The organism is Pseudomonas sp. M1 (assembly GCF_022760135.1).
Lineage (GTDB): Bacteria > Pseudomonadota > Gammaproteobacteria > Pseudomonadales > Pseudomonadaceae > Pseudomonas > Pseudomonas citronellolis.
Genome location: NZ_CP094343.1, coordinates 4,844,956 through 4,869,023, shown reverse-complemented (window position 1 = coordinate 4,869,023; position 24,068 = coordinate 4,844,956). Strand labels below are relative to the sequence as shown.

Genomic DNA, 24,068 nt, shown 5'->3' with positions numbered 1-24,068 from the left:
CTGCCTCTTGCCAGGGGTTTTCCTCAGCCTGGCCGGCATGGCTCAGCGCGGGTAGAGCGGTGGCAGGCTGTTGCCCTCGGCCGTCGCCGCGCCGCCGCCTTCCGCGGCGGGCAGGGTGCGGATCGCCCGCCAGAGGTCCTCGCCTTCCCAGTTGTGGCCGCCCTCGCTGTCGCTGTAGAGCGCGCCGTTGAGGCCGTCCATGGCGTCGGACAGCGGCACGAAGCGCGCCGCCATGTCGGCCAGGGTTTCCGGCTGCTGGCGCGCCCAGGCGTCGAGGGCCTGGCGGGTGGCGTGGGGGTCGTTGGCCTGGCAGCAGCGGCGCAGTTCGTCGAGCAGGGTGCGGGCGCTGGGCGCGTTGGCCGCGGCGCGGACGATGGCCGGCTGGCGCCGGGCGCGCCACCAGAGGCCGAAGCCGAGCAGGCTGCTCAGGGCCAGCAGCAGGGTCGCCAGCTGCCACGGCCAGAGGCGCTGGCCGTCGCTGCTCACGGCGCCTTCCAGCGGCGCCGGGGGCGGGGCCGCCAACTGCGGGTTGGCGCCGACGTCGAGGCTGCGGCCGGGCAGGGTGGTGTGCTCCAGGCGGTCTTCCTGGGTGTTCCACCAGGTGATCTCGATGTCCGGCAGGCTCAGCTGGCCGGCCTGCTCCGGGATCAGGGCCTGGCGTTCCTCGCGGCTGCCGATCACTCCCTGGTCGCCCTGTTCCTCGGCCAGCTGCGGCTGGTCGGGGTAGTGCCGCAGCCCGGCCGGCAGGGCCTGGGGCAGCGGCGGCAGCTGGGCGCTGGAGAGGCCTTCGACGCGCAGCATCAGGTTGCGCGTCAGGGCTTCGCCGGCCTTGGCCTGCTCCGGCTGCGGCGCCCAGCTTTCGCTGAGGCTGACGGCGCGGGCCGGCAGCCAGGGCGCGTCGGCCGGGTAGTCGGCGGGCTTGGGTTTCACTTCCAGGGGAATCTCCGGCGAGCTCACCCGCAGGCGCTTGCCGGGCAGCACGCCGAAGGCGTCGCCGGGGTTGCTGCGCGCCACCCGGGTGGCGCTGAAGTTCAGCGCCGGGATGGTCAACTCGCCGCTGTGCTGCGGGAAGATCGCGAAGCGCACCTCGATGACGCCATGGCGCACGCCGTTGATTTCCTTCTCGTAGGTGCGCGGCTGGCCGAGCTGCTCGACCTTGGCGTCGTCGATCTGCAGCGGGCTGAGGCTGCTGTCGTCGTACAGCGACACCGAGTGGTAGATGCGCAGGGTGAGAATGGCCTGGGCCTGCACGTAGACCGACTCGTGGTCGAGGCTGGCGTCGATGAACACCGGCGAGAGCTTCTGCTGCTCGTCCGCGTCCTCGGCCTTGAGCACCTGCAGGGCGATCGGCTGGGTCTGCCCGTTGCCCATGCGCAGCGCCGGTATCTGCAGGGCGCCGCTGCGGGTGGGGCGCAGGGTGATGATCCAGCGCGTGGTGGCCTGGGCCTGGCCGTCGAGGGTGGTCAGGCGGTTGACCTGGCGGGTGCCGAGGATTTCGAAGGCGTCGCCCAGGGGCGTTAGGTCCGGCTTGCCGAACTGCGTGGGGTCGTCGGACTCCAGCGTCAGGTCCAGGCTCTCGCCCTCGGTCAGGCGCGCGCGGTCGACGCTGGCGGTGAAGCTGGCCTGCGCCTGGAATGCGAGCAGGCTGAGCAGGATCAGGCAGATCATCCGTTTCATGGCAGGTTTTCCTGGCGCTGCTGCTGTTGGTACCAGAACTTGCGGCGCAGCAGTTCGGAGGGTTCGTCGGGAATCTGCCGCAGCCACTGTTCCAGGGCCTGGCGGCTTTCGTCGCTGAGCTTCCCTTCGTCCGCCGTGGGGGCGGGGAGTTCCGTCGAATCGGCGGGCGGCTCGTCGTCCGGGCCGGCGGCCTGCAGGCGCTCGGCGCTGGCCTGCTGGCGGTTCTGCAGGGCCGCGGAGGGGCGCGTGGGCCGTTCTTCCAGGTTCTGCTGCTCCGAGGGCTTGGCCGCTGCCGTCGGCGCCGGCTCGGTTTCGCCGCTGCGGCTGGCCTGGGAGGCATTGGGGCGCTGCTGGGCGGCGTCCTGCTCGCGCTGGCGCAGCAGGTCCTCCAGCAGCGCCTTGTTGCGCTGGGCCTGTTGCAGGCCGGGCTGCAGTTCCAGCGCCCGCTCGTAGGCGTCGATGGCGGCCTCGTACTGCTCGGCGCGGGCCAGGGCGTTGCCGCGGTTGTAGTGGTCGGCGGCGCTGTCGCCCAGGGCGAAGGCGCGGGCCGCGCCGTCGTAGTCGCCGGCCTGGTAGAGGGCCAGGCCGCGCCAGCGGAAGTCGGCGAAATGCCGGGCGGCGTCGGCCGGGCGCTGCTCGGCGAGCAGGCGCTGGCCCTGCTGGTCGGGGCGCAGCCAGAGGTCGGCGAACTCGAAGGCCATGACCGGTTGCGGCGCGCCCAGCCACAGCGGCAGCAATAGCGGCAGGCTGAACAGCCAGCCGCGGCGGCCGGCGCAGGCGGCCAGCAAGAGCAGCGGCAGGAGCAGCCAGTAGCCCTGGTCGGCCCAGCGCTGCAGGCGCAGCACGGCGTCGTTGCCGGCGGCTTCCAGGCCGCGGTTGGCGTCCAGCAGGCCGAGGGCCCTGAGGTCGCGGTCGCTGGCGCCCAGGCGCTGGTAGCCGGCGTCGAGGCTGGCGGCGAACTGGCGCAGCCCGGCCTCGTCGAGGCGCGGCAGGAGGATGCCGCCCTGGTCGTCCTTCAGGTAGGTGCCGTCTTCCTGCGGGATGGGCGCGCCGCCGGCAGTGCCCACGGCGAGGATGGCGAAGTCCCGGCCGTGGCCGTGCAGGGCCTGGCGGATGCCCTGCCGTTCGCTTTCCTCCAGCCCGCCGGTGAGCAGCAGCAGGCGCCCGTTGCCCTGGGCGCCCTGGTCGAGCAGGCGGCGCGCCTGCTGTACGGCGAGGTCGGCGCGCTGCCCCGGCTCGGGCATGATCGACGGCTTGAGCGCATCGAGCAGGTTGCGCGCGGTGAACAGGTCGTTGGACAGCGGCACCAGGGTGTGGGCGCTACCGGCGTAGACGACGATGGCGGTCTGCGCGTCGGGGCGCGCGCGCAGCAGGTCGAGGAGCTTGCGCCGGGCCTGTTCCAGGCGGCTGGGCGGCAGGTCGCCGGCGAGCATCCGCGGCGTCAGTTCGAGGATCACCACCAGCGGGTCGCTGCGCTGCATGGCCGGCTGCTCGACGCGCTCCCAACTCGGCCCGAGCAGCGCCAGCACCGCCAGCAGCCAGGCCAGGCCCAGGTACAGCCAGGGGCGGCGGTCGGGGCGGCCGCTGCCGCCCTGGAGCAGCCAGGGGTGGAAGGCCGCCGGCAGCAGCAGTTGCCAGCGCCCGGCGCGGCGCTGGCGGTGCAGCAGCTTCCAGAGCAGCCAGGCGAGCAGCGGCAACAGCAGCAGCCAGCCGGGGTAGAGCAGGTGCGGCCAGAGGCTCATGGGCGCCTCCACGGCCAGCGCCAGTGCTGCGTCGGCCAGAGTTCCGCGGCCACCAGCAGCAGGCTCAGCAGCAGCGCGGCGGCCAGCGGCCAGTGGTAGAGCGCCAGGGCCGGGCGCGCCTGGGTGGGCTTCTGCGTCACCGGTTCGAGGCTGTCCAGGGTGCTGGAGACGGCCTCCAGCTCGGCGCCGTCGCGGGCGCGGAAGTATTCGCCGCCGGTGAGGCTGGCGATCGCCTTCAGGGTGCCTTCGTCCAGGTCCAGGCCGGGGTTGAGGCCGAGCATGCCGAGCACGCCGCCGGGCTGCGGGTCGGCGCCGATACCGATGGTGTAGATTTTCACGCTCTCCTCGGCGGCCAGGCGCGCGGCGGTCAGCGGCGGGATCTCGCCGGCGGTGTTGGCGCCGTCGGTGATCAGCACCAGCACGCGGCTCTGCGCCGGGCGCTGGCGCAGGCGCTTGACGGCAAGGCCGATGGCGTCGCCCAGGGCGGTGTCCTTGCCGGCGATGCCGATCAGCGCCTCGTCCAGCCAGACGCGCACGGTGTGGCGGTCGAAGGTCAGCGGCGCCTGCAGGTAGGCCTTGCTGCCGAACAGGATGAGGCCGACGCGGTCGCCGCGGCGCGCTTCGATGAAGTCGCCGAAGAGCTTCTGCACCAGGTTCAGGCGGCTGATCTCGCTGCCCTGCCAGGTGAGGTCGGCGGTGTCCATGGAGCCGGAGACGTCCACCGCCAGCAGCAGGTCGCGGCCGCTGGCGGGGATCGGCAGCGGCTCGCCGACCCACTGCGGGCGCGCCGCCGCCAGCAGCAACAGCAGCCAGAGCAGCACGAAGGGCGCCTGCAGGCGCCAGGCCGGCAGTTGCGCGCGGGCGCGGCGGCCGGCCAGGCCTTCGAGTTCGGCGAGGAAGCTGACCTTCAGCGCCGCCTCGCCGCTGTCGGCCGGCGGCAGCAGCATGCGCAGCAGCCAGGGCAGCGGGGCGAGCAGAAAGACCCAGGGCCAGGCGAACTCAAACATGCTTGCGCACCCAGGTTTCCACGGCGGCGGCGAGGCCGTCGATGGCCTTGTCGTCGAGCTTGCATTCGGCGCGGTAGCCGCCTTCCACCAGGATCATCCAGCGTGTCAGGCCGGCGGCCGGGCAGCGGTTGTCGAGGAACGCCAGCCAGGCGCGGCCGCTCAGGGTGTGGCAGCTGTCGTCCGGCCAGCGCGCCCGCGACAGGCGCTTGAGCAGGGCGTTCTGCGCCTGCAGCCAGGGGCCGGCGGGGGCGCCGTCGTAGGGCCGCGGCAGGCGCGCCAGTTCTTCCAGGGCGGCGACGCGGATAGGCTCCAGCGGCGCTTCCGCCGGAACTGGTGCGCGGCGGCGCGGCAGCAGGCGGTGGCGCCAGCGCCACAGCGCCCAGGCCAGCGGCGGCAGCAGCGCGGCCAGCAGCCACCAGCCCGGCGCCGGCGGCCACCAGGGCACGGCGGCGGGCTGGATCAGCGGTTCCAGGGCGTCGAGGGGATTCACGGGCGTTTCCCCGCGGCGGGCTGTTCGAGTTGGTCGAGCAGTTGCTCGACCAGGTCCAGTTGGGTGCTCAGCGGCAGCAGCGGCACGCCCAGGCGCTGGCTGACCCGCGCCCAGCGCTCGCGGCGCGCCTCGCCCAGGGCGCGGTAGGCCAGGCGCTGTTCGTCGACGTGGGTGTCCACTTCGAGCAGGGCCTGGCCTTCGGCGAAGCGCATCAGCCCGGCGGCCGGCAGGGCGTGGTCGAGCGGGTCGGAGACCGGCAGCAGGACCAGGTCGGTGTGCCGCGCCAGCAGGCCCAGCTGCTGCTCGGCCAGGTCGCCCTGGGGCGAGTGGGCGAGGGCGCGTTCGTCGCAGACGATCATCACCAGGCTGCCCGGCCGCAGCACCTCGCGGGCGCGGCGCAGGGCCAGGCCGAAGTTGTCGCCGGAGGACGCCGCGGCGCCGTCGGTGAGCAGCGCGTGGTTGGCGCGGACGATCAGGTTGAGCAGCTGCAGCTGGCTCTGCTTGCTGCGCCGCGGCTTGATCTCGTGGGTGTCGTGGTCGCTCAGCACCAGGCCGCCGATGCGGTCGTTGTGGGCCAGCGCGGCCCAGCCGAGCAGGGCCGCGGCGCGCGCGGCCAGCACCGACTTCAGGCACAGGCCGGAGCCGAAGAAGGTCCGCCGGCTCTGCTCGACGAGGACGAACACCGGGCGCTCGCGCTCCTCGTGGAACAGCTTGGTGTGCGGCTCCTGGGAGCGCGCGGTGACGCGCCAGTCGATGGTGCGCACGTCGTCGCCGGGCTGGTACACGCGCACCTGGTCGAAGTCCACGCCGCGCCCGCGCAGGCGCGAGTGGTGCAGGCCGATCAGCGGGCTGCGCCGGGCCGGGGTGGAGAACAGCTGCACCTCGCGCAGGCGATGGCGCATGTCGATCAGCTCTTGCAGGCTGACCGTCACGCCGTTGCTGGCGGTGTCCGGCATCAGGCCACGGCGACCACGTCGAGGATGCGCTGGACCACGCGGTCCTGGTCGATCCCCGCGGCTTCCGCCTCGAAGGAGAGGATCAGGCGGTGGCGCAGCACGTCGAACAGCACCGCCTGGATGTCCTCGGGGCTGACGAAGTCGCGCCCGGCCAGCCAGGCGTGGGCCCGCGCGCAGCGGTCCAGGGCGATGGAGCCGCGCGGGCTGGCGCCGTAGGCGATCCACTCGGCCAGCTCGGCGTCGAACTTGGCCGCGGTGCGGGTGGCCATGACCAGCTGCACCAGGTATTCCTCCACCGCGTCGGCCATGTACAGGCCGAGGATTTCCTTGCGCGCGGCGAAGATCGATTCCTGGGTCACCTGGCGCTCCGGCCGCGTCTCGCCGTTGAGCGCCTCGCCACGGGCCTGCTGGAGGATGCGGCGTTCCACCGAGGCTTCCGGGTAGCCGATCTTCACGTGCATCAGGAAGCGGTCGAGCTGGGCCTCGGGCAGCGGGTAGGTGCCTTCCTGCTCGATGGGGTTCTGGGTGGCCATCACCAGGAACAGCGGCGGCAGGTCGTAGGTGCTGCGGCCGATGCTGACCTGGCGCTCGGCCATGGCTTCCAGCAGCGCCGACTGTACCTTGGCCGGGGCGCGGTTGATCTCGTCGGCCAGCACCAGGTGGTGGAAGATCGGCCCCTGCTGGAAGCAGAAGGTGCCGTTTTCCGGGCGATAGATCTCGGTGCCGGTGATGTCCGCCGGGAGCAGGTCGGGGGTGAACTGGATGCGATGGAACTCGGCCTCCAGGCCTTCGGCGAGGTCCTTGATGGCCTTGGTCTTGGCCAGCCCGGGCGCGCCTTCCACCAGCAGGTGGCCGTCGGCGAGCAGGGCGATGAGCAGGCGCTCGACGAGCTTTTCCTGGCCGAGGATCTGGCTGGAGAGGAAATGTCGCAACGCGAGGAGCGACTCACGGTGTTCCATCGAATGCGGGTTCCTGGAGTGGGGAAGGCGGCGTGCCGGGGCCGCCGGGGGCATTACTTTACTGCATCGGCGCAGGCGCGTGCAGGGTGGCGTGGCGCCGCCGTGCGGCTCCCCGCTTCCACGGGCTGACGAGGAGGCTTCCCACGGCACAAGGACGCGTTTCCGAAGCGCACTCCCACTAATTTGGGAAGCTCCTCATGGACAACGTGGAGTAGATGGACATGGAACGCAATGCTCTGCATTTCCCGGCCGTCCTGGCCGGTCTGCTGTTCTTCGCTCACCCGCACGCCGCGGCCGCGCCGCTGAGCCTGGCCCCCGGTTCCGGCAACGCCGGCCTGGGTTCCGCCGGCAACGGCGTGCCCGTGGTCAACATCGCCACCCCCAACGCCAATGGCCTGTCGCACAACAAGTTCGGCCAGTTCAACGTCGGCCGCGAAGGCCTGATCCTCAACAACTCGCCGGGCGGGGCGCAGTCGCAGCTGGGCGGCGCCATCGCCGGCAACCCCAACCTGGGCAAGGGCGCGGCGCGCAAGATCCTCGGCGAGGTCACCGGCGGCAGCCCCTCGCAGCTGCGGGGCGCCATCGAGATCGCCGGGCCGGGCGCGCACTTCATCCTCGCCAACCCCCACGGGGTGACCTGCAACGGCTGCGGCTTCATCAACATGCCGCGGGCCACCCTGACCACCGGCAAGCCGATATTCGACGGCGAGCGCCTGGCGGGCTACGACGTCGACGGCGGGCACATCGGCATCGAAGGCGCCGGGCTCGATGCCCGCGAGGTGGGGCGCTTCGAGCTGATCACCCGCAGTGCCACGCTCAACGCCGCACTGTATGCGCAGCAGCTCGACGTGGTGGCCGGGCGCAACCGCGTGGACGGCGAAAGCCTGGCGGCCAGCGCCAAGGCCGACGATGGCCGCCCGCGGCCGCGCCTGGCCATCGACAGCTCGGCGCTGGGCGGCATGTACGCCAACGCCATCCGCCTGGTCGGCACCGAGCAGGGCGTGGGCGTGAAGCTGGCCGGGGAACTGGCCGCCAGCGCCGGCGACATCCGCATCGACGCCAACGGCCGCCTGGAGCTGGCGCGCCTGCAGAGCGCCGGCGGCGTGCGCCTGAAGGCCGGGGACATGCACCTGAGCGGGCCGGTCAGCGCAGGGGGCGACGCCGAGCTGTGGGCTTCCGGGAGCCTGACCAACCAGGGCCGGCTGGACAGCGCCGGCCGCCTGTTCATGCGCCTGGGCGGCGGCCTGGTCAACCGGGGCGGCGAGCTGCGCGCCCAGAGCATGGACCTGAGCCTGGCCGGGGCGCTGGACAACAGCCGGGGGCTGATCGAAAGCCGCGGCGGCCTGCGCCTGCACGCCGCGTCCCTGAGCAACGGCCAGGGGCGCATCCGCGCCCGCGGCTGGGAGGGCGGCACCGACATTGGCATCGGCGGTGTGCTGGACAACCGCAACGGCAGCCTGGAGACCTACGCCCGCGACCTCGACCTGCGCAGCGGCAGCCTGCTCAACGACAACGGCTGGGTCTGGCACGGCGGCAACGGCCGCTTCGGCATCGACCTGGCGCAGCTGGGCCTGGCCGGCGGCCGCTTCGTCACCCGTTCCGTGCTGCACATCAAGCGCGATCACTGGCTGAACAACAGCAGCCTGCAGGCCCGCGAGCTGATCCTGGAGGTGGGTGAGCTGGAGCAGGGCGCCAGCGGGCGCCTGAACGGCACCCTCGGCGTGCGCGGCAGCGGCCACGACTGGCGCAATGCCGGGCTGATCGCCAGCGAGTCCGGGTTGTCGCTGGAGCTGAGCGGGCGCTACAGCGGCAGCGGCCGGTTGCTCAGCCAGGATGGCTTGAGGATCAGTGCCGACTCCATGGAGCTGGAGCGTGGTGGCAGCCTGATCAGCGGGATGTATGCCCAGCTCGATATCCGCAACGCGCTCGTCAACCACGGCACGCTCCTGGCCTATGACGAGATCTGGCTGAATGCCGGGCGGTTGGTCAACTATGGTGTGCTGGGCAGTGGTTCCGAGCTTTATCTGGACGTGGGGAGCCTGGAGGATGAGGGGGATATCTTCAGCAACGGCGATGTCGAGTCGCATATTCCCTGGAAGTGGATGCTCTAGGCCGGTGCTGCGAGCCTGATGCTGTTTGCTTGAGAAAGAGTGCCGTTTCTCTGTCTGGGGAAACGGCATTTTTCATATGGGTTGGGGGGCGACTTGGCTCGCGAGCTTTGATCCTTTGCACCCAACCTAACCCCGTCATTCCCGCGAACGCGCACTACTGTCCGGAATATTTTCGAGGGGGCGTCTGGAGGGCTTGCGGGGGCTGAAGGCACGGGTTAAACCGTTGAGCGCCAACTCAACCTCACAGCTCCCGCAAGATGTTCAGGATAAGCCGTTTTCACGATGTACTAAAAGCGCTGCCTCGTGGCGTCTTCGATCGACTGGTCGCCGAACACGGCGCCGACAAGCACAGCAAGCGCTTTGGCAGTTGGGATCACCTGGTCGCCATGGTGTATGCCCAACTGGCCGGCGTGAGCAGCCTGCGGGCGCTTGAAACCAGCTTCAACAGCCATCCCCATCAGCACTATCACCTGGGTACGGGTCCGATCCGGCGTTCCACCCTGGCCGACGCCAACGAACGCCGTAATACCGAGGTCTTCGCCCAGGTCGCGCACTACCTGATGGCGGGCGTCTGCCGGCAGTTACGCCGTGACGGGAAGGAACTGCTGTACCTGCTGGACTCCACCACGATCACCCTCAAGGGCCCTGGCTTCGACGAATGGACGCTGTCCAATCGAACCCGCTCCCAGGGGCTGAAAGTCCATGTGCTGTATGCCGAGCAGGCGGCGGCGCCGGTGCATTGCAGCTTCAGCGCAGCCAACGTCAACGACGTTGATGAAGGCAGGAGGCTGGACATCGAACCGCAGGCCACCTACGTGTTCGACAAGGGTTATTACGACTTCAACTGGTGGGCGAGCCTGGATGCCCAGAAGGCCCGCTTCGTCACACGATTCAAGTCCAATGTGCAGCTCAAGGTCCTGGCCCAGCGCGAGGTTCCCCAGCAAGACCGGGAAACGATCCTGCGAGACGAAGAGGTGAGCTTCTCCAACCGCAACCCAGGTGGCCGGCGGCGTAATCACTACACCCAGCCCCTGCGGCGGATTCTGGTGAACCGCCCAGGCGATGAGCCGCCTCTGAGCCTGGCGACCAACGACCTGAGCAGCCCGGCGGCAGAAATCGCCGAGCGCTATCGGGATCGCTGGCGGATCGAGCTGTTTTTCAAATGGATCAAGCAACACCTGAAGGTCAGGCGTTTCCTGGGCCGTAGCGAGAATGCTGTGCGCCTCCAGATTCTCTGTGCGCTGATCAGCTATTTGCTGCTGAGTCTTTACCAACGCAGAACGGGAACGCAGCAGAGCCTGTGGATGCTGATGGTGGAGGTGCAGGCGACGCTGTTTCAGCGCCCTGGTCTAGAGGCCGAACGTTACCGACGACGACAGGAGCGAATACGCGAGATCAACCTGCGTCAGGGGCAACTGTTAATAGCATGAGGCGTGTAATAGCATGAGGCGTGCCGGACAGCAGTGCGCGAACGCGGGAACCCAGCTGCCTTGGCTTGGGTGTTTCTGCGCCGCTCCGAGTCTGCGGAGATTTTTTGTTTCGCCCCCTCGGGCGAGTCCCTTTTGTCAAACGCCACAAAAGGAACCAAAAAGGCTTGCCCCAACATACGGGCCCGATGGAGCCGGGCTACCCTCACGAACTCCCCCGCCACGGAGGCCCGCCCCGAGGGTACGTCCCTGTAGCCCGCGGGGCTCTCGCGACATCCATGTCGCATGACCTCCTGAGCGCGGGTTTCGCTCGGCCTTCTGAAGGGGCGTTCCGGTGCGCTCGGATGTTTCTCTGGAAATCCAAGAGCAAACGCGCTTTTGCTTTTCGTAGGAGCGAGCTTGCTCGCGAACCCGCCCGTCACTGGGTTCCCGCGTTCGCGCACTGCTGTCCGGCACGCCTCATGCTATTAACAGCTGCCCCTGACGCAGGTTGATCTCGCGTATTCGCTCCTGCCGTCGTCGGTAACGTTCGGCCTCCAGGCCAGGACGCTGAAACAGCGTCGCCTGTACCTCCACCATCAGCATCCACAGGCTCTGCCGCGTTCCCGTCCTGCGTTGGTAAAGGTTCAGCAGCAAGTAGCTGATCAGCGCACAGAGAATCTGGATGCGCACGGCATTCTCGCTACGGCCCAGGAAACGCCTGACCTTCAGGTGTTGCTTGATCCATTTGAAAAACAGCTCGATCCGCCAGCGATCCCGATAGCGCTCGGCGATTTCTGCCGCCGGGCTGCTCAGGTCGTTGGTCGCCAGGCTTAGAGGCGGCTCATCGCCTGGGCGGTTCACCAGGATCCGCCGCAGGGGCTGGGTGTAGTGATTACGCCGTCGGCCACCTGGGTTGCGGTTGGAGAAGTTCACCTCTTCGTCTCGCAGGATCGTTTCCCGGTCTTGCTGGGGAACCTCGCGCTGGGCCAGGACCTTGAGCCGCACATTGGACTTGAATCGTGTGACGAAGCGGGCCTTCTGGGCATCCAGGCTCGCCCACCAGTTGAAGTCGTAATAGCCCTTGTCGAATACGTAGGTGGCCTGTGGCTCGATACCCAGCGTCCGGCCTTCGTCGATGTCGTTGACGTTGGCTGCGCTGAAGCTGCAATGCACCGGTGCTGCCGCCTGCTCGGCATACAGCACATGGACTTTCAGCCCCTGGGAGCGGGTTCGATTGGACAGCGTCCATTCGTCGAAGCCAGGGCCCTTGAGGGTGATCGTGGTGGAGTCCAGCAGGTACAGCAGTTCCTTCCCGTCACGGCGTAACTGCCGGCAGACGCCCGCCATCAGGTAGTGCGCAACCTGGGCGAAGACCTCGGTATTACGGCGTTCGTTGGCGTCGGCCAGGGTGGAACGCCGGATCGGGCCCGTACCCAGGTGATAGTGCTGATGGGGATGGCTGTTGAAGCTGGTTTCAAGCGCCCGCAGGCTGCTCACGCCGGCCAGTTGGGCATACACCATGGCGACCAGGTGATCCCAGCTGCCAAAGCGCTTGCTGTGCTTGTCGGCGCCGTGTTCGGCGACCAGTCGGTCGAAGACGCCGCGAGGCAGCGCTTTTAGTACATCGTGAAAACGGCTTATCCTGAACATCTTGCGGGGGCTGTGAGGTTGAGTTGGCGCTCAACGGTTTAACCCGTGCCTTCAGCCCCCGCAAGCCCTCCAGACGCCCCCTCGAAAATATTCCGGACAGTAGTGCGCGTTCGCGGGAATGACGGGGTGAGGTAAGGCGTATCAGGACGATTCAGGATTCTCCCCCCACTCCGAACAGCCCCCTCTCCCGCTTGCGGGAGAGGGTTGGGGAGAGGGCGCTCTTGAACCCAGCACCCGAAGTTCTCTGGAAATCCGTAGGGCGCATAACGCCTCCGGCGTTATCCGCCGAATCGCGGACAGAGTCCGCTCCGGTTCCAGAAAGCACGGGTGTAGGAGCGGACTCCGTCCGCGATTGGATTCACCGGCTGCGCCGGACACCCCGGTGGCACGAACAGCCCCCTCTCCCGCTTGCGGGAGAGGGCCGGGGAGAGGGCGCTCTCGAACCCAGCAGCTAAAGCTCTCGGGAAATCCGTAGGGCGGATAACGCCTCCGGCGTTATCCGCCGAATCGCGGACAGAGTTCGCTCCTACGGTTCCAGAAAGCACGGGCGTAGGAGCGGACTCCGTCCGCGATTGGATTCACCGGCTACGCCGGATACCCCGGTGGCACGAACAGCCCCCTCTCCCGCTTGCGGGAGAGGGTTGGGGAGAGGGCGCTCTCGAACCCAGCACCTAAAGCTCTCGGGAAATCCGTAGGGCGCATAACGCCTCCGGCGTTATCCGCCGAATCGCGGACAGAGTTCGCTCCTACGGTTCCAGAAAGCACGGGCGTAGGAGCGGACTCCGTCCGCGATTGGATTCACCGGCTACGCCGGACACCCCGGTGGCACGAACAGCCCCCTCTCCCGCTGCGGGAGAGGGTTGGGGTGACGGGCCCCCGGAAAGGGACGCTTAGCCCTTGCCCGAATGAACCGCATCAGGCACCCCGAACCGGGTTTCCCCCACTGGCCCGGCGGCCGCGCCGGGGATCGGCGTCAGGCAGCGCAGCGGGCTGTTGCCGTTGCGCACCTGGCGCATCTTCGGCGCGCCGCCGAGCACCACCGCCAGGTAATAGACCCAGGCCAGCGGGCGGGGCATGCCGGCATTGCGCAGCATCCGCAGGAACAGGCGGTCGGCGCTGGCCTTGTCCAGCGGCGAGACGTTGAGGAACTGGTAGAGCGCGTCGTGCACCAGGCTGGCATGGTGCGCCACCGGCCAGAACACCTGCCTGCGGCGGATTTCGCCGTCGCGGATGCAGGCCACGTCTTCCAGGTGCTCCCACCAGTCCGGGGTGCCGAAGATCGCCAGCCAGTAGAAGGGTACCTTCGGCGAACAGCCATCCCAGGCGTAGGTGTGCGGCCGGTCGAAGTGGTAACGCACCTCGCCGCGGGCCAGGTCGACCTCGCTGTGCCCGGGGTTGACGATGATGCGCCCGTCGTGGATCACCAGCCATTCGCTATAGAAGAAGCGGCCGCGGGCCTCTTCGCAGAACACCGTCAGCGGGAAGTCGATGTAGTTGACCCAGGGGCCAGGCCTGTCGCGGCTGCAGAAGCCCCAGCGCTCCACCGAGGCCGCCCGCGCGGCACGCACGCGCCGCAGGCGCTCGCGGCGGCCGACCAGTTGCGGCAGCAGCACGCCCAGGTACACCGGCAGGGCGCCGGCCAGCAGGTATTGCAGCAACAGCGGCTGCAGCAGCCAGGCCAGGCCCAGCAGGAGCAGGCCCAGGGCGGTGACCAGCAGGTTGGCGAGGTGGCGCAGCAGCGGGCGCTGTAACGGGGGAACGGCTTGCATGGCATCCTCCGTGATGTCGAGGATGCCATTGTGCCATTATCGTTGGCCGGCTTCAGTCGACCTGTCGCCATTGCGCCAGCAACTGCAGGTGCGCCGCCAGCGCCGCGGGCTGCACGCTGGGCCGCAGGTGCAGCTCGGCGCCCGGCAGGCATTGCGCCAGGCGCGCCAGGGCCCTGGGGCTGAGGGCGCCCAGGCGCGGGTAGCCGCCGATGGTCTGGCGGTCGTTGAGCAGCACGATCGGCTGGCCGTCCGGCGGCACCTGCACGGCGCCCAGGGGAATGCCCTCGGAGATCATCGGCCGGCCCAGGTACTGCAACGCCGGGCCGAGCAGGCGCATGCCCATGCGGTCGGCGCGCTGGTCCAGGCTCCAGGTGGCGTCGAAGGCGTCGAACAGGCTCTGCCCGGCGAAGTCGCCGGCCTGGGCGCCGAGCACCAGCTCCAGCTCCGCCGGGCCGTCGTAGCGCGGTTGCTGGTGGGCCTGCATATGGCGCTGCGGGGGCGTTCCGCCGGCGGCGCGCAGTTCGTCGCCGGCCATCAGCGGCTTGCCCTGGCCGTCGAGGCCGCCGAGCCCTTCGCGGACGACGGTGGCGCAGCTGCCCAGCACCGCCTCGCCAAGGAAACCGCCGGGCGCCCCCAGGTAGGCGCGCACGCCGCTGCGCGGCTGGATGAAGACCAGGCGTTGCCCGCTGCGCAGTTCGAAGGCCTGCCAGGGCGCCAGCGGCTGGCCGTCGATTTCCGCCGCCAGGTCCGCGCCGGCCAGGGCCAGGCGCACGTCGGCATGGGCGCGCAGGGTCACGCCGCCCAGGGGAATCTCCAGCACCGCCGCGTCCAGGCGGTTGCCCAGCAGCCAGTTGGCCCAGGCCTGGGCTTCCCAGTCCAGGGCGCCGCCCTGGGTCACGCCCAGGTGGCGCACGCCGAAGCGGCCGCCGTCCTGCAACTGGGCCAGCGGGGTGCTCTTTTCCACGTGGAGGATTTTCATGCCTGGCCCTCCTCGGCGGGCATGGGCGTGTCGTCGCCGCCCAGGCGGATGAATTCGGCGTGGTCGATGGCCTCGAAGCGCACCCGGTCGCCGGGTTGCAGCAGGCTGTAGCCGTCGCGCCCGCGGTCGAACAGGCGCGCCGGGGTGCGCCCCAGCAGGTTCCAGCCGCCGGGGGAGGCCAACGGGTAGGCGGCGGTCTGGCGCTCGGCGATGCCGACGCTGCCGGCGGCGACGCGCTGCCGCGGGGTGGCCAGGCGCGGGGTGGCCAGGGCCGGCTCGACCAGGCCCATGAAGGCGAAGGCCGGAGCGAAGCCGAGGGCGAACACCTGGTAGGCGCGGCCGCTGTGGCGGCGGATCACCTCGGCCACGCCCAGCCCGCTGTGCCGCGTCAGGCGCGCCAGGTCGGGGCCGACGCTGGGGTCGTACCACACCGGCAGGACCTGCTCGCGGCTGTTCTCCCCGGCCAGCGGCCGCAGGCCGTCGAGGGCGGCGAACAGGCGCTCGCGGATCGCCAGCGGCTCCAGCCGCAGTGGGTCGAAGCGCAGCATCAGGGTGGTATAGGAAGGCACCAGCTCCAGCAGCTCGTCGCCGAAGACCGCGCGCAGGCGCTGCGCGGCGGCCAGCAGCCAGGGCATGTTGGCTTCGTCGATGGTGTCGAACAGGCGCAGCATGTAGCTGTCCAGGGCGACCACTTCCAGGCGCGCTTTCATGCCGGCACCAGGGCGCTGAGGGCGGCGCGCAGCTGGCGCACGGCCTCCACCGAGCCGGGGTTGTCGCCGTGCACGCAGATGCTGTCGGCGCGCAGGCGCAGCGCGCTGCCGTCGCTGGCGCCGAGCGCCTCGCCGCGGGCCAGGGTCAGCGCCTGGGCGATCACCTGGCGGCTGTCGTGGTGCACCGCGCCGGGCAGCTGGCGCGAGACCAGGTGGCCCTCCGGGGTGTAGGCGCGGTCGGCGAAGGTCTCGAACCACAGGCGCAGGCCGAACTCGGCGGCCATGGCCAGGGCGCCGTGGTTGTCGCGGGTGGCCAGCAGCATCAGCGGCAGCCCGCGGTCGTAGGCCGCGACCGCGCGCATCACCGCGCGCAGTTGCTCGGGCTTGCGCATCATGTCGTTGTACAGCGCGCCGTGCGGCTTGACGTAGCTCACCTGGGCGCCCTGGGCGCGGCAGATGCCGTCGAGGGCGCCGATCTGGTAGTGCAGCATGTCCTCGATCTCCTGCGCGCTGCAGTCCAGCGAACGGCGGCCGAAGCCGAGCAGGTCGGGGTAGCCGGGGTGGGCGCCGATGCGCACGTCGTGCTCCAGCGCCAGGGCCACGGTGCGGCGCATGCTGCCGGGGTCGCCGGCGTGGTAGCCGCAGGCGATGTTGGCGCAGTCGATGTACGGCATGACCTCGGCGTCCAGGCCCATTTTCCAGGCGCCGAAGCTTTCGCCGATGTCGCAGTTGAGCAGGGGGAGGTGCATGGTCGTCCTCGTAGGTCGCTGCGGCTCAGGGTTCCAGCTGCTTGCCGCGGGTTTCCGGCAGGCTCAGGGCGGCGAGGATGACCACGCCGTAGGACACCGCGGCGAAGCCGCCGATGCCCAGGCCCAGCGGCACGTGCTGGCTGATCATGCCGATGAGCATGGGGAAGAGCGCGGCGATGGCGCGCCCGGCGTTGTAGCAGAAGCCCTGGCCCGAGCCGCGGATGCGGGTGGGGAAGAGTTCGGTGAGGAAGGCGCCCATGCCGCTGAAGATGCCCGAGGCGAAGAAGCCCAGGGGGAAGCCCAGCCAGAGCATGGCCGCGTTGGGGATTGGCAGCTGGGTGTAGAGCAGCACCACGATGAACGAGCCGACCGCGAACAGGATGAAGTTCTTCTTGCGCCCCAGCAGGTCGGTGAGGAAGGCGCTGATCACGTAGCCGACGTAGGAGCCGAGGATGACCATGGCCAGGTAGCCGCCGGTGCCGAGCACGCTGAGATGGCGTTCGGTTTTCAGGTAGGTCGGCAGCCAGGAGGTGATGGCGTAGTAGCCGCCCAGGGCGCCGGTGGTGAGCAGCGAGGCGCGCAGGGTGATGCTGAGCATGCCGGGGGCGAAGATTTCGTGGAAGCTGGTCTTTTCGCCGCTCTCCAGGGCCTTGGCGCGCTGGTAGACCTCCGGTTCCTTGACCAGGCGACGGACGAACAGCACGAACAGCGCCGGCAGCAGGCCGAGGAGGAACAGCGCGCGCCAGGCGTACTCGGGCGGCAGCACGCTGAACAGCAGGGCGTAGAGCAGGGCGGTGACGCCCCAGCCCAGCGCCCAGCCGGACTGCACCAGGCCCACCGCCTTGCCGCGGTCGCGGGCGCGGATCACCTCGCCGATCAGCACCGCGCCGGCGGTCCACTCGCCGCCGAAGCCGAAGCCCATCAGGGTGCGCGCGATCAGCAACTGTTCGTAGTTCTGCGCCAGCCCGCAAAGGAAGGTGAAGAAAGCGAACCACAGCACCGTCAACTGCAGGGTGAGGACGCGGCCGATGCGGTCGGAGAGAATGCCGGCAACCCAGCCGCCGGCGGCGGAGGCCAGCAGGGTGAGGGTGTGGATCAGGCCCGCCTCGCCGGTGCTGATGCCCCACAGGGCGATCAGCGTGGGAATGACGAAGCTGAGCATCTGGGTATCCATGCCGTCCAGGCCGTAGCCGATCTTGCAGCTCCAGAAGGTCCGTCGTTCCTGCTTGTCCAGGTCACGGTACCAGCCGAAATAGCTGCCGCTGCTCACGTCGAGGGGGACGGCCGGGCTCGCCTGCTTTTCCATGGGGGATCTCCGCTCTTGCGTTCTTGGAATTGTTCTAGCGGCCGGTACCACATCTCGCCGTCGCCTGGGCCCCGATTCTTCGAGGCGCGGGGGCATGCGTCCAACTAATTTATGCGGTCGCCGGTGACAAGAATTTCCGATACCCGCCCCTGGCGCGGCATTCGCGGCGCCGGCGGGGCGGGGTTATGCTTGCGCGTCCCCGTCCGGTACCGGCCATGAACCTGAAATTCCTCGAGACCTTCGTCTGGGTCGCCCGCCTGAAGAGCTTCCGCCTCACCGCCGAGAAGCTCTTCAGCACCCAGGCCGCCATTTCCAGCCGTATCGCCGTGCTCGAAGGCGATCTGGGCGTGAAGCTGTTCGTTCGCGATTCCCGCGGCGTGACCCTGACCCCCGAGGGCCACCAGGTGCTGGAGTACGCCGAGCGCATGCTCGACACCGCGCAGTCGCTGCGCCAGGCCATAGATGCCGGCCGCGTCGGCCAGGGGCGTATCCGCATCGGCGCCATGGACACGGTCATCCATACCTGGCTCAGCCCCCTGGTGGCGCGTGGCATGGAGCGTTTCCCGGACCTTGAGATCGAGCTGATGGCGGACACCGCGATCAACCTCGCCGAGCAGTTGCGCAAGGGCTACCTGGACCTGATCTTCCAGACCGACGCCATCCGCCACGAATCGGTGCTCAACCTGGAGCTGGGCAGCTACCCGCTGCGCTGGGTGGTGCCCCGGGGCTCGCCCTACGACCGCGACTACACGGGGCTGGAGGACCTGTTCCGCGAGCGTGTGCTGACCTTCTCCAAGCATTCGCGGCCGCACCTGGACCTGCTCACCATGCTCCAGGCCCGCGACGTCAGCCTGCCGCGGCTGAACTGCGTGAACTCGGTGGCGGCGATGACGCGCCTGGTGCGCGATGGCTTCGGCATAGGCGCGCTGCCGCCGGCCCTGGTGGTCCAGGAGCTGGAGCGCGGCGAACTGCGGGTGCTGGACGTGGAGCCGTCGCCGCCGGAGCTGCCATTGGTGGCCTCCTGGCGCGGCGGCAGCGGCCTGGAGCTGGTGGAGCAGGTGGTGGAAATGAGCCGGACGGTGCTCGCTAACTACGCGGCCGGCGCCGGCGAGTCGCGCATCGTGCTGCTGCCTGCGGGCCGCTGAATCAATTTTTCCGATGCCCGGGGGCGGAAACTATTTGTTGGACGGCGTCGGCGCCGGCCGACTAGAACGGGGGCCTTGCCCACCATCAGGAGACCGCCGATGACCCCGGCCCAGCCCCACGATCTCGCCTCCCTGAGCCCGCTCGAACTGCGCCGGCTGATCCGCCGCGGCGACTACGCCGGGCACACCAGCGGCCTCGGCCAGCGCCACCTGCAGGCCAACATCGTGATCCTGCAGCGTTCCTGGGCCGACGAGTTCCTGCGCTTCTGCGTGCTCAACCCGCGCGCCTGCCCGCTGCTGGACGTCACCGAGCCCGGCTCGCCGCGCTTGCACAAGCTCGGCGTCGACATCGACGTGCGCAGTGACGTGCCGCTGTACCGCGTGTATCGCCGCGGCCAGCCCCACCGCGAAACGAGCGACATCGGCGAGCTGTGGGAGGCCGACTTCGTCGCCTTCGCCATCGGCTGCTCGTTCTCCTTCGAGCAGGCGCTGCAGGACGAAGGCATAGCCCTGCGCCACATCGAGCAGGGGCGCAACGTGGCCATGTACCGCACCCATATCGCCAACACCCCCTCCGGGCGCCTGGCCGGCCACATGGTGGTGTCGATGCGCCCGCTGAAGGCCGCCGACGCGGTGCGCGCCAGCCAGATCACCGGACGTTTCCCGCTGACCCACGGCGCCCCGGTGCACATCGGCGACCCGGCGCTGATCGGCATCGCCGACCTGCAAGCGCCGGACTACGGCGAGCCGGTGGCCCTGGCCGCCGACGAACTGCCGGTGTTCTGGGCCTGCGGCGTCACTCCGCAGGCGGTGCTGGCCGAGGCCGAGCCGGAGCTGTTCATCACCCATGCGCCGGGCTGCATGCTGGTCAGCGACCTGCTCTACGGCCAGCTCTGAGTCCCGCGCCCAGGGCGCCTGTTGCGGGGGAAGCTCGGCTGCCTGGGCGCCCCCGCTACCCTTGCATGCCCGCTACCGCGCAGGCGCTGCGCCAGGCCATCCACGCCTGGCCCAGCCCGTAGGCGGCACGGATAACGGAGCGTTTCCCGGCGTGTTACCGGCCACCTTAGGCCGTGCAGCCTGCTCGTTGCCTGGTTTGTCGCTGTTACCGCCGGGGCGCTGGGTAGCCTTTCGCTAGCACGCTGCTCCATTTGGTAACGCCCGCCCCGTAGTGGGGCATGTGGGGGCCGGCACTTCCCCCGAAAGCGCGGATTTTTTCCTTCCCAACGCCATTTTCAGTCGACCTTTTTATTAATTGGCATCAAATTTGATTACTCGTAACGAAAAGATTGTTGAACAATCACCGTGCGAGGGCTTCACCATGAAACAGCGATTTGCAGGCAAGGCGGGCTGGCTGGCGGCACTGGCGTTGCCCGGCGTACTGGCGCTGGCCGCACCGGCCATGGCGGCGGTAACCGGCACCCTGGAGGAGGGCCGCTTGAGCATCGGCTCGGACCTCACCTACCCACCCTACGCCTACCTCGAGCAGAGCCAGCCCGCCGGCTTCGACCCGGAGTTCATGAGGGCGCTGGGCAAGCAGTTGCAGCTGCAGCCGGATTTCCGCGACACCCGCTTCGCCAACCTGGTGATGGGCGTCAACGCGCGGCGCTTCGACGTGGTCGCCTCGGCGCTCTACGTCACCCCCGAGCGCGCCCGCCAGGTGGACTTCCTGCCCTACCTGAAGAGCGGCGCCTCGCTGCTGGTGCGCAGCGACGACGACTTCCGCCCGCAGCGCGCCGAGGACCTGTGCGGCAAGCGCGTGGCCTCGATCAAGGGCGGTTCGTGGATTCCCAGGCTGCTGGAGGTGTCCCGCCAGTATTGCGAGGCCCAGGGCAAGCCGGCGATCCAGTCGCGGGAATTCCCCACCTCGCCGGAAGCGGCCCAGGCCCTGCTGGCCAAGGCGGTGGACGTGCAGTTCGAGAACGCCGCGGTGGCCAAGATCACCGCCGAGAAGCTGCAGGGCCGCCTGCAGATCGCCTCCCGCGAGCTGATCTACCCGGTGGTCATCGGCCTGGCCGTGCGCAAGGGCAACGGCGAACTGCTCGACGGCCTGCGCCAGGGCTTCGAGGCCATGAAGCAGGACGGCGAATACCAGGCCCTGCTGGCGCGCTACAACCTCGCCGAACCGAGCGCGGCGGACGTCGCCCAGGCGCTGGGCAACTGAACCGACGACCGGCCGAGCAATACGGAGCAAGAACATGCATTTCGATTGGCACTATGCCCTGGGCCTGCTGTGGAACGCCGATTTCTGGCGCGCGGTGGGCACCGTGGTGGAGCTGAGCCTGGAAACCTGGCTGCTGGGCATCGTCCTCGGCTTCCTGGTGGCCCTGGCCCGGCAATCCTCGCGGCGCTACCTGCGCGACGCGGCGGCGCTGTACATCTGGTTCTTCCGCAGCCTGCCGCTGCTGGTGCTGCTGATCTTCGTCTACAACCTGCCGCAGGTCTTCCCCGGCACCAGCGCGCTGCTCTCCAACCCCTACGGCGCCGGGCTGATCGCCATGGTCCTGAGCGAGACGGCCTATATCGCGGAAATCCACCGCGGCGGCCTGCTGGCGATCGCCAAGGGCCAGCTGGAGGCCGGCAAGGCGCTGGGCATCGGCTACCGCGGCGTGCAGTGGCTGATCGTGATTCCCCAGGCGCTGCGCGTGGCGTTGCCGACCCTGGCCAACGAGTACATCACCATCGTCAAGCTGACCTCGCTGGTCTCGGTGATTTCCCTCAGCGAGATCCTGCTGGTCGGCCAGCAGCTCTACACGCAGAACTTCCTGGTGATGGAGACCATGCTGGCGGTGGCCTTCTACTACGTGTTCATCGTCACCGTGTTCAGCTACCTGCTGCGGCGCCTGGAGAACCATCTCGACGTCACCCGCCGGCAGCCGCGCCCGGTGCCGGTCGGCGAGCTGCCGGCGGTGGTTTCGCGGCGCAGCGAGGCCAGCGCCGGGCAGGGCGCCTTCGCCCTGCAGGTGCGCGGGGCGCGCAAGCACTACGGCCAGCTGGAGGTGCTCAAGGGCATCGACCTCGACGTGCGCTGGGGCGAGGTGGTGTCGATCATCGGCCCCTCGGGTTCGGGCAAGACCACCCTGATCCGCACCCTCAACGGCCTGGAAGCGCTCGACCAGGGCGAGGTGACTCTCTGCGGCAAGCCGTTCCTGCGCGGCGCACGCGAGCCGGGCGGGCCGCTGGGCAACAAGGTGCACATGCAGGGCATCGTCCAGGTCGGCATGGTGTTCCAGGGCTTCAACCTGTTCCCGCACAAGACGGTGCTGGAGAACGTCATGCTCGCCCCGCACCACCATGGTCACGCCGACGCCGCAGAGCTGCGCCAGCTGAGCCTGGCGCTGCTGAACAAGGTGGGCATGCTCGAACACGCCGGCAAGTACCCGCACCAGCTCTCCGGCGGCCAGCAGCAGCGCGTGGCCATCGCCCGCGCGCTGGCCATGCGCCCGGCGGTGATGCTGTTCGACGAGCCGACCTCGGCGCTGGACCCGGAGCTGGTCGGCGACGTGCTGGCGGTGATCGAGGAGCTGGCCAAGGAGGGCATGACCATGGTCATCGTCACCCACGAAATGAACTTCGCCTTCCGCCTGTCCGACCGCGTGGTGTTCATGGAGGCCGGGCGCATCGTCCAGGCCGGGCCGCCGCGCGAGCTGCTGGAGCAGCGCAGCGAGCGCATGGGGCGGTTCCTCAAGGACGTCCAACTGGCCTGAGGAGGGCCGCAGATGAAAAACAAAGACGCCGGCGGCCTGTCGCTGTCGGCCCAGGTCGCCAACGAACTGCGCGAGGACATCATCGGCGGGCGCCTGCTGCCGGGCATGGCGCTGGTCGAGAGCGAGCTGGTGAAGGGCTACAACGCCTCGCGCAACACCATCCGCGAGGCCCTGCACCAGCTCGGCCGCGAGGGCCTGGCCACCTACGTGCGCAACAAGGGCGTGATGGTGCGCCGCCTGGGCCTGGCCGAGGTGCGCGACATCTTCCTGGTGCGGCGCACCCTGGAGCTGCAGGCGATCCTCGCCAGCAAGCCGCTGCGCGAGTACCAGTCCGACCGCATGCTCGAAGCCATAGAGGCCGCCGAGCTGGCCCAGGACCGCGAGGACTGGCAGGCCTTCGGCACCCACAGCCTGCACTTCCACCAGCACATCGTCGGGCTGATGCGCAGCCCGCTGTTCGACGAGTTCTTCGCCAACGTTGCGGCGCAGATGCGCCTGGTGTTCTCCCTCGCGCCCAACGAGGAGAACTTCCAGCGCCCCTGGATCGACCGCGACCGGCACATCCACGACCTGCTCGGCGCCGGCCGCAAGCACGAGGCGGCGGAGGCCATGGCCAGCTACCTCGAGGATTCCGAAAACGCGCTGCTGGACCTGCTCGGCACGCCCCACTCCCTCTGAACCAGGAGACACCGAACATGTACAAGGACTATCCCGCCGCCTACCAGGCCAACAAGGGTTCCGCCCTGCAGGTGGACAAGGCGTTCTACGACCGCCTGCGCGAGGACAAGGGCGCGCGCAGCCTCATCGAGCAGTTCGAGGTGCCGATCCGCACCGGCCGCGCCTGGAAGGTGCCGGCCGGGCACCTGTTCCGCGTCACCACCCCGGTGGGCCCGCAGGTCGGCGACTTCAACGTGTGGAACGCCAACGACCCGCGCGAGCGCATGTGGGCCGCGCGCACCCGCCAGCTGCAGGGCGCCCACGTCAGCACCTACGACCGCCTGTGGTCGAACCTGCCGTTCCTCCGCCCGCTGCTGACCATCACCGACGACAGCCTGGCCGCCTACGGCATCGACGAGCACGGCGGGCGCGTGCACGACCTGCTGGGCACGCGCTGCGACCCCTACGTCAACAAGATGCTCACCGGCGAGGACTTCCACCACCACTGCCACTCGAACCTGACCCGCGCGGTGCTGCCCCACGGTCTCACCGAGTTCGACGTGCACGACGTGCTGAACATCTTCCAGTGCACCGGCCTGAACCACGATGACATGTACTTCATGAAGGCCTGCCCGGCGAAGCAGGGCGACTACCTGGAGTTCTTCGCCGAGATCGACGTGCTCTGCGCGCTGTCCACCTGCCCGGGCGGCGACCTGTCGCTGCCGATGTGGGGTCCCGAGGCCCAGGACCCGCTGAGCGTCTGCCGCCCGCTGGGCGTGGAGATCTACCGCGTCGAGCCGGCCCTGCTCGAAGGCTGGCAGCCGCCGCAGCGCGCGGCCTACGACGGCCTCCACGGCCTGCGCCTGCAGAAGCCCGCCTGGGAGCGCTGAGCCCGCCGCGACGGGCGTGCCGGCCGGCGGCCGGCACGCCCTGTTACCCCTGCATGAACGAATATGTCGCGGCTTGGTAATCCCATTGCCGCGCCGTCTCGTTAAGCTCCGCAAGTGAATCGTGACCGGGCGGTCCGGCCGCCTACCTGGATGCTCCC

The 24,068-nt window shown here is 69.4% G+C and carries 20 protein-coding genes; 8 read left to right on the top strand and 12 right to left on the bottom strand.

Going from position 1 to position 24,068, the window contains the following annotated elements:
* Window positions 1–42: 42 nt before the first annotated feature.
* From PM1_RS21320 to PM1_RS21295, 6 genes are read right to left on the bottom strand one after another with little or no spacing between them, the layout of a single operon-like run.
* The gene (locus PM1_RS21320) at window positions 43–1,677 is read right to left on the bottom strand and encodes a BatD family protein (RefSeq protein ID WP_009621149.1); all 1,635 of its coding nucleotides are present in this window, start codon (window positions 1,675–1,677) and stop codon (window positions 43–45) included.
* A complete protein-coding gene (locus PM1_RS21315) occupies window positions 1,674–3,419 on the bottom strand; it encodes a VWA domain-containing protein (protein ID WP_009621151.1) in 1,746 nt (581 codons plus the stop codon). The genes PM1_RS21320 and PM1_RS21315 overlap by 4 nt, the downstream gene beginning before the upstream one ends.
* The gene (locus tag PM1_RS21310) at window positions 3,416–4,426 is read right to left on the bottom strand and encodes a vWA domain-containing protein (RefSeq protein WP_009621152.1); all 1,011 of its coding nucleotides are present in this window, start codon (window positions 4,424–4,426) and stop codon (window positions 3,416–3,418) included. The genes PM1_RS21315 and PM1_RS21310 overlap by 4 nt, the downstream gene beginning before the upstream one ends.
* The gene (locus PM1_RS21305) at window positions 4,419–4,916 is read right to left on the bottom strand and encodes a DUF4381 domain-containing protein (RefSeq protein WP_009621153.1); all 498 of its coding nucleotides are present in this window, start codon (window positions 4,914–4,916) and stop codon (window positions 4,419–4,421) included. Before PM1_RS21305 ends, PM1_RS21310 begins: the two co-directional genes overlap by 8 nt.
* The gene (locus PM1_RS21300; protein WP_009621154.1) at window positions 4,913–5,872 is read right to left on the bottom strand and encodes a DUF58 domain-containing protein; all 960 of its coding nucleotides are present in this window, start codon (window positions 5,870–5,872) and stop codon (window positions 4,913–4,915) included. The genes PM1_RS21305 and PM1_RS21300 overlap by 4 nt, the downstream gene beginning before the upstream one ends.
* Window positions 5,872–6,831, bottom strand: coding sequence for an AAA family ATPase (locus tag PM1_RS21295; RefSeq protein WP_009621155.1), 960 nt, complete (start codon window positions 6,829–6,831; stop codon window positions 5,872–5,874). Before PM1_RS21295 ends, PM1_RS21300 begins: the two co-directional genes overlap by 1 nt.
* Window positions 6,832–7,052: 221 nt before the next feature.
* On the opposite strand from PM1_RS21295, the gene PM1_RS21290 reads away from it, so the two are divergent.
* Together PM1_RS21290 and PM1_RS21285 are read left to right on the top strand one after the other, a co-directional pair.
* Window positions 7,053–8,942 (top strand): filamentous hemagglutinin N-terminal domain-containing protein, encoded by a 1,890-nt coding sequence (locus PM1_RS21290; protein ID WP_009621156.1) that lies wholly within the window; start codon window positions 7,053–7,055, stop codon window positions 8,940–8,942.
* A 257-nt stretch (window positions 8,943–9,199) separates the two neighbouring features.
* Window positions 9,200–10,372 (top strand): IS4 family transposase, encoded by a 1,173-nt coding sequence (locus PM1_RS21285; RefSeq protein ID WP_009618623.1) that lies wholly within the window; start codon window positions 9,200–9,202, stop codon window positions 10,370–10,372.
* 456 nt (window positions 10,373–10,828) lie between these two features.
* On the opposite strand, the gene PM1_RS21280 is transcribed toward PM1_RS21285, so the two are convergent.
* The 6 genes from PM1_RS21280 to PM1_RS21255 all read right to left on the bottom strand — a co-directional run bounded on the left by PM1_RS21280 (window position 10,829) and on the right by PM1_RS21255 (window position 17,514).
* Window positions 10,829–12,001, bottom strand: coding sequence for an IS4 family transposase (locus PM1_RS21280; protein WP_024128628.1), 1,173 nt, complete (start codon window positions 11,999–12,001; stop codon window positions 10,829–10,831).
* Between the two features lie 890 nt (window positions 12,002–12,891).
* Complete coding sequence (locus PM1_RS21275; RefSeq protein WP_009621238.1) at window positions 12,892–13,770, bottom strand: DUF1353 domain-containing protein; 879 nt, start codon at window positions 13,768–13,770, stop codon at window positions 12,892–12,894.
* 52 nt (window positions 13,771–13,822) lie between these two features.
* Complete coding sequence (locus tag PM1_RS21270) at window positions 13,823–14,749, bottom strand: 5-oxoprolinase subunit C family protein (protein ID WP_009621239.1); 927 nt, start codon at window positions 14,747–14,749, stop codon at window positions 13,823–13,825.
* Window positions 14,746–15,459 (bottom strand): 5-oxoprolinase subunit B family protein, encoded by a 714-nt coding sequence (locus tag PM1_RS21265; RefSeq protein WP_009621241.1) that lies wholly within the window; start codon window positions 15,457–15,459, stop codon window positions 14,746–14,748. Before PM1_RS21265 ends, PM1_RS21270 begins: the two co-directional genes overlap by 4 nt.
* The gene (locus tag PM1_RS21260; RefSeq protein WP_009621243.1) at window positions 15,456–16,208 is read right to left on the bottom strand and encodes a 5-oxoprolinase subunit PxpA; all 753 of its coding nucleotides are present in this window, start codon (window positions 16,206–16,208) and stop codon (window positions 15,456–15,458) included. The genes PM1_RS21265 and PM1_RS21260 overlap by 4 nt, the downstream gene beginning before the upstream one ends.
* 25 nt (window positions 16,209–16,233) lie before the next feature.
* On the bottom strand, window positions 16,234–17,514 hold the full coding sequence (locus PM1_RS21255; RefSeq protein ID WP_009621245.1) for an MFS transporter: 1,281 nt from the start codon (window positions 17,512–17,514) through the stop codon (window positions 16,234–16,236).
* Window positions 17,515–17,729: 215 nt separating this feature from the next.
* Here PM1_RS21255 and PM1_RS21250 point away from each other — a divergent pair, with 215 nt between their 5' ends.
* The 6 genes from PM1_RS21250 to PM1_RS21220 all read left to right on the top strand — a co-directional run bounded on the left by PM1_RS21250 (window position 17,730) and on the right by PM1_RS21220 (window position 23,910).
* Window positions 17,730–18,659, top strand: a complete 930-nt coding sequence (locus PM1_RS21250) for a LysR family transcriptional regulator (RefSeq protein ID WP_009621247.1) — start codon at window positions 17,730–17,732, stop codon at window positions 18,657–18,659.
* 99 nt (window positions 18,660–18,758) lie between these two features.
* Complete coding sequence (locus PM1_RS21245; protein WP_009621249.1) at window positions 18,759–19,556, top strand: putative hydro-lyase; 798 nt, start codon at window positions 18,759–18,761, stop codon at window positions 19,554–19,556.
* Window positions 19,557–19,977: 421 nt separating this feature from the next.
* Window positions 19,978–20,820 carry an ABC transporter substrate-binding protein gene (locus tag PM1_RS21240; protein ID WP_009621250.1) on the top strand — a complete coding sequence of 281 codons (843 nt, stop codon included), beginning with the start codon at window positions 19,978–19,980 and terminating at the stop codon, window positions 20,818–20,820.
* 34 nt (window positions 20,821–20,854) lie between these two features.
* Window positions 20,855–22,363, top strand: coding sequence for an amino acid ABC transporter permease/ATP-binding protein (locus PM1_RS31155; RefSeq protein WP_009621253.1), 1,509 nt, complete (start codon window positions 20,855–20,857; stop codon window positions 22,361–22,363).
* Window positions 22,364–22,375: 12 nt separating this feature from the next.
* A complete protein-coding gene (locus PM1_RS21225) occupies window positions 22,376–23,041 on the top strand; it encodes a GntR family transcriptional regulator (RefSeq protein ID WP_009621255.1) in 666 nt (221 codons plus the stop codon).
* Between the two features lie 17 nt (window positions 23,042–23,058).
* On the top strand, window positions 23,059–23,910 hold the full coding sequence (locus PM1_RS21220) for an urea carboxylase-associated family protein (RefSeq protein ID WP_009621257.1): 852 nt from the start codon (window positions 23,059–23,061) through the stop codon (window positions 23,908–23,910).
* Window positions 23,911–24,068: the final 158 nt, after the last annotated feature.